The following is a 5107-nucleotide window of genomic DNA, read 5'->3' as shown; positions in this document are numbered from 1 at the left end:
GGTGGGCGGAGCCACCGGCTGGGCCGGAGCCACCGGCTGGGCCGGGGCGGGCTCCTCCACCGTGACACCGAAGTCCGTCGCGATGCCGGCCAGGCCGTTGGCGTACCCCTGGCCGACGGCGCGGGCCTTCCAGACGCCGCCCCGCAGATAGATCTCCACGATCACCAGGGCCGTCTCCGTGCCGAGCTGCGGCGGGGTGAACGTGGCGATCACCGAGCCGTCGGCGGCGTTGCGGAGGGTGGCGGTGGGTTCGATGCCCTGGAAGGTCTGGCCGGCCGCGTCCGGGCTGGCCGTGACGACGATCTTCTCGATGCCCGGCGGGAGGGCCGCCGTGTCGACCGTGATCGAGTCGGGGGTCGCACCGCCACCCGAGCGGTACGTCACGCCCGGGCCGCTCGGCTGGTTGTAGAAGATGAAGTCGTCGTCCGAGCGCACCTTGCCGTCGGCGGTGAGCAGCAGGCCCGATACGTCGAGCCGCACGGGGGCGGAGACGTCCACCGCGACACGGGGAACGGGCAGCGGGATGTTCGAGCCGGGGGTCATAGCTGTCATGCGTGGTGAACGATTCAAGCCGCTTTACCGTTCCCTTACCCAGCGGGCCGGGGCGGCCGTTCGGGTCAGGGGGCGGCCGTTCGGGTCAGCGGCGGTTGCGGGGGTGCTCCCGGGCGGTGCGCTCGTTGCCCCGCCGGTAGTTCCCGGTCCAGCGGGCCATGACCAGCTGCGGGTCGCCCGCCGCGACCTCGGCGAGGAAACGGTCGGCGCGGGGGCCGCGCAGCGTGGTGGCCGCCCGGCCGTGATGCTCGATCGTCACGGTGCGGTCGGCGTGCTCGGTGTAGGTGAATCCCTGAGGGCGTGGCATGCCCAGGATCGTAGGGGCGGAGGGGAGGGGCACCCCAGTGAATATCGGCCGGTGAGGTGCCCGCCCGCCGCTACGGCACCACGACGATCTTCCTGCCCACGCCCGACGCGAACTGGTCCAGGGCCTCGGGGTAGCGGTCCAGGGGCATCCGGTCGCTGATGAAGACGTCCGGGTCGAGGACCCCGTTCGCGAAGAGTTCCGCCGCGCGTTCGAAGCTGTGCAGGACCGCCATCGAGCCGGTGATGGTGATCTCCTGGTTGTAGATCCGGTACGGGTCGATCGTGACCCGGGTCGCGTAGTCGGCCACCCCGAACTGGAGGAAGGTGCCCGCCTTCGCGACCCGGTCCAGGCCGTCCTGGATCGCGGCGGCGTTGCCGGTGGCGTCCACCACCAGGTCCCAGCCCCGCGGCCGCTCCAGCTCGTCGGGGTTCGCGGCCGCCCCCGAGACACCCAGGCGGCGCGCCGTCTCCAGCCGCGCGGGGTTCACGTCCACGACGTCCACGCTCGCCGCGCCGGTCCGCTTGGCCAGCTCCAGCATCATCAGGCCCATCGTCCCCGATCCGTAGATCAGCACATGGGCGCCGAGGCGCGACCTGAGCACGTCGTAGCCGCGTACCGCGCACGACAGCGGCTCCACCAGCGCCGCGTCCTGGGTGCGCACATGCTCCGGCAGTTTCACGCAGTTCGCCACGGGTGCCACCGCGTACTCCGCGGCGCCGCCCGCCGTCGTCACGCCGATCGCGGCCCACCGTTCGCAGAGGTTGTTGTGGCCGGTACGGCAGTAGCGGCACTCGTGGCAGTACAGGGACGGGTCCACCGCCACCCGGTCGCCGGCGGCCAGCTCGGTGACCCCGCCGCCCACGGCCACGACCTCGCCCGCGAACTCGTGGCCCGGCACGATCGGCAGCTCGGGCGCGAACTCGCCCTGGAGGATGTGCAGATCGGTGCCGCACAGACCGCACGCGGCGACCCGGACGACGACGTCACGGGGGCCCGGTGCCGGGTCCGGGACCTCGGTGACGACGGCCTTGCCCACGGACTCGATGACGGCGGCCTTCATTTGACGGCTCCCAAGGACAGGCCCTGGACCAGTTTGTCCTGGGCGGCGAACCCCGCGGCGAGCACCGGCAGGGAGATGACGAGGGACGCGGCGCACACCTTCGCCAGGAACAGGCCCTGGCTGGTGATGAAGCCGGTCAGGAACACGGGCGCGGTCTCGGCCACGACGCCCGTCAGCACCCGCGCGAACAGCAGCTCGTTCCAGCTGAAGATGAAGCAGATCAGCGCGGTCGCGGCGATCCCCGGAGCCGCTATCGGCGCCACCACCCGGGCCAGCACCGTGGGGAGGCGGGCGCCGTCCAGTTGCGCGGCCTCGATCACCGCGACCGGGACCTCCGCGAGGAAGGACCGCATCATCCACACGGCGATCGGCAGGTTCATGGACGTGTGGAGCACGACCAGCAGCCAGATGTTGTCGAGGAGACCCGCGTCCTTCGCGAAGAGGTAGATCGGCAGCAGGCCCGCCACCACCGGCAGCATCTTGGTGGAGAGGAAGAAGAACAGCACGTCCGTCCACTTGCGCACCGGGCGGATCGACAGGGCGTATGCCGCCGGGAAGGCCAGCAGCAGGACGAGCAGGGTCGAGGCCAGGGACGCCACCGTCGAGTTGATCAACGCGGGCCAGGGGCTCGCCCCGCCGTCCACGCCGAAGAACTCGCGGTAGCCGTCCAGGGTCAGCGCCGCCGCGAAGGACGGCGGGTTGGTCGCCGCGTCCGACTCCGAGTGGAACGACGTCAGCGCCATCCAGGCGATGGGCAGGAAGAACGCGATCCCGGCGAACCAGGCCAGCAGAGCGGGGACCTTGCGTCGCAGCACGTTCATGAGCGCCCCGCCTCCTCGCGGAACAGCGACGAGACCACGCGCAGCGCGAACGTCGCGATGATGATCGAGCCGATGACGACCAGGACTCCGGCCGCCGAGGCGAGGCCGTTCTCGTGGGCCTGGTAGAAGGTCTGGTAGACGGTGTAGGGGAGGTTCGCGGTGCCCAGGCCGCCGGAGGTGAGCGTGAAGACGGCGTCGAAGTTCTGGACGATGTAGATGGAGCCCAGCAGGGCGCCGAGTTCGAGGTAGCGGCGCAGGTGCGGCAGGGTCAGATGGCGGAAGATCTGCCAGTCGCTCGCGCCGTCGACACGGGCCGCCTCGATCTGCTGGTGGTCGCGGGACTGCAGACCCGCCAGCAGGATCAGCATCATGAACGGCGTCCACTGCCAGACCAGGGATGCCTCCACCGCGAGCAGCGGCGTCTTTGAGATCCAGTCCGGCTGGGGGCCGCCGACGTAGTGCAGCAGGCCGTTGAACAGGCCGTACTCCGGGTTGTAGAGGACGTGCTTCCACAGCAGGGCCGCCGCCACCGGGACCACCAGGAACGGGGCGATGAGCAGGGTGCGCACCAGGCCCCGGCCGCGGAACCTCCGGTCCAGCAGCAGCGCCAGCAGCAGCCCCAGGACCAGACTGGCCAGGACCACGGCGACCGTGAGCAGGACCGTCGTCCACACCGAGCGGCGCAGGTCGGGGTCGGTGAGGACCTCACCGTAGTTGGCGAGCCCGGCGAAGCTCCGGGCGTCCGGGTAGAGGGAGTTCCAGTCGAAGAAGGAGATCACCAGAGTGGCCACGAACGGCAGCTGGGTCACGGTGATCATGAAGACGAGGGCGGGCAGGAGCGGGGCGCGGGTCGCCCAGGTCCGCAGCCGGGCGTTCGGCCTGCCCTGCGCGCGTACGGGGGTCGCCGCACTCGGCGCTGTCGTGGTCGCGGTCATCGTCCCTCGTACTCCTCGGAGATCTGCTCGGCGAGCGCCTGTGCCTTCCTCAGGGCCGACTCCACGGACTGCCGTCCGGCGATGGCCGCGCTGATCTCCAGGGAGACCTTGGTGCCGAGATCGGTGAACTCGGGGATGCCGACGAACTGGATGCCGGGCGCCGGCCGCGGCTGCACCCCCGGATCGGTGGGCCGGGCGCCCTCGATGGCCTCGCGGGTCATCTCCTGGAAGGCGGCGGCCTCCGCGCGGTAGTCGGGGTTCGCGTACGTCGACTCCCGCTTGCCGGCGGGCACGTTCGACCAGCCGATCTCGTCGCCGACGAGTTCCTCGTACTCCTTGCCGGACGCCCAGGAGACGAACGTCCACGCCTTGTCGGGGTTGCGGGAGGCCTTCTGGATGCCCCAGGCCCAGGTGTAGAGCCAGCCGGAGGACTCGGTCCGCTCGACCGGCGCCGGTACGTAGCCGATGTCCCCCTTCACGGGGGAGTCGTCCGCCTCCAGGGAGCCGGCGGCGGAGGTGGCGTCGTACCACATGGCGACCTTGCCCTGGGCCATGTTGTTCAGGCACTCCGCGAAGCCGGACTGGGCGGCGCCGGACTCGCCGTGCTCGCGGACGAGGTCGACGTAGAACCGGGTGGCCCGCTCGAACTCGGGGGAGTCCAGGCGCGCCTTCCAGTCCTTGTCGAACCAGGTGCCGCCGAAGGTGTTCACGACGGTGGTCAGGGGGGCCATGACCTCGCCCCAGCCGGGCAGGCCGCGCAGGCAGATGCCCTTCATGCCGGGTTCGGCGCCGTCCGCCTTCGCCGCGAGGTCGGCGACCTGCCGCCAGGTGGGACGCTCCGGCATGGTGAGCCCCCGCTCGGCGAACACGTCCTTGCGGTACATCAGGAAGGACGACTCGCCGTAGAAGGGCTGCCCGTAGAGCTTTCCGTCGTCGCCCGTCAGGGACTGGCGCATCGGCTTGAGGATGTCCCGCTGGTCGAACGAGCGGTCCTCGGCGACGTACGGGTCCATCGCCTCCAGCCAGCCGTTCCTGGCGTAGATCGGTATCTCGTAGTTGCTCAGGGTCGCCACGTCGTACTGGCCGGCCTGGTTGGCGAAGTCCTGGCTGATCTTGTCGCGGACGTCGTTCTCCGGCAGGACGGTGAAGTTCACCTCGATGCCGGTCCTTTTCGTGAAGTGCGCGGCCGTGAGCTTGCGCAGCTCCTGCATCTGCGGGTTGTTGACCATCAGCACGTTGATCGCGTCGCCGCCGGATCCAGCCCCGCTTCTCTCCGGTTGCTGGACCGGGGCGGGCGGGGCGGGATCCGGCGGCGACGCGATCAACGTGCTGATGGTCAACAACCCGCAGATGCAGGAGCTGCGCAAGCTCACGGCCGCGCACTTCACGAAAAGGACCGGCATCGAGGTGAACTTCACCGTCCTGCCGGAGA

At 70.4% G+C, this 5107-nt stretch carries 6 protein-coding genes and 1 pseudogene; 1 reads left to right on the top strand and 6 read right to left on the bottom strand.

Translation table 11 applies throughout. The features are described from left to right. From AOK15_RS22860 to AOK15_RS22835, 6 genes are all read right to left on the bottom strand, one after another. Positions 1–543 (bottom strand): TerD family protein (locus tag AOK15_RS22860; protein WP_205632205.1); only part of this gene is annotated, 543 nt, incomplete at its 3' end. 94 nt (positions 544–637) lie between these two features. Continuing rightward, positions 638–859 carry a hypothetical protein gene (locus tag AOK15_RS22855; RefSeq protein WP_055519840.1) on the bottom strand — a complete coding sequence of 74 codons (222 nt, stop codon included), beginning with the start codon at positions 857–859 and terminating at the stop codon, positions 638–640. Positions 860–929: 70 nt separating this feature from the next. Continuing rightward, complete coding sequence (locus AOK15_RS22850) at positions 930–1919, bottom strand: zinc-dependent alcohol dehydrogenase family protein (RefSeq protein WP_055519838.1); 990 nt, start codon at positions 1917–1919, stop codon at positions 930–932. Then, entirely contained in the window at positions 1916–2740 is an 825-nt protein-coding gene (locus AOK15_RS22845) for a carbohydrate ABC transporter permease (RefSeq protein ID WP_055519837.1), read from the bottom strand. Before AOK15_RS22845 ends, AOK15_RS22850 begins: the two co-directional genes overlap by 4 nt. Then, positions 2737–3675, bottom strand: a complete 939-nt coding sequence (locus AOK15_RS22840) for a carbohydrate ABC transporter permease (RefSeq protein WP_055519835.1) — start codon at positions 3673–3675, stop codon at positions 2737–2739. The genes AOK15_RS22845 and AOK15_RS22840 overlap by 4 nt, the downstream gene beginning before the upstream one ends. Next, positions 3672–5000, bottom strand: coding sequence for an ABC transporter substrate-binding protein (locus AOK15_RS22835; protein WP_055519833.1), 1329 nt, complete (start codon positions 4998–5000; stop codon positions 3672–3674). Before AOK15_RS22835 ends, AOK15_RS22840 begins: the two co-directional genes overlap by 4 nt. On the opposite strand from AOK15_RS22835, the pseudogene AOK15_RS42545 reads away from it, so the two are divergent. Beyond that, positions 4897–5107: pseudogene (locus AOK15_RS42545) on the top strand (hypothetical protein); the annotation flags it as partial. The gene AOK15_RS22835 and the pseudogene AOK15_RS42545 overlap by 104 nt on opposite strands.

The organism is Streptomyces ossamyceticus (genome assembly GCF_001418475.1).
GTDB lineage: Bacteria > Actinomycetota > Actinomycetes > Streptomycetales > Streptomycetaceae > Streptomyces > Streptomyces ossamyceticus.
The sequence above is the reverse complement of the archived record's forward strand: the minus strand, read 5'-3'. Positions and strand labels throughout refer to the sequence as shown.

Coding starts and splice junctions, on each gene's coding strand:
- AOK15_RS22855 (WP_055519840.1), bottom strand. CDS start 859: ATGCCACGCCCTCAGGGATTCACCTACACCGAGCACGCCGACCGCACC.
- AOK15_RS22850 (WP_055519838.1), bottom strand. CDS start 1,919: ATGAAGGCCGCCGTCATCGAGTCCGTGGGCAAGGCCGTCGTCACCGAG.
- AOK15_RS22845 (WP_055519837.1), bottom strand. CDS start 2,740: ATGAACGTGCTGCGACGCAAGGTCCCCGCTCTGCTGGCCTGGTTCGCC.
- AOK15_RS22840 (WP_055519835.1), bottom strand. CDS start 3,675: ATGACCGCGACCACGACAGCGCCGAGTGCGGCGACCCCCGTACGCGCG.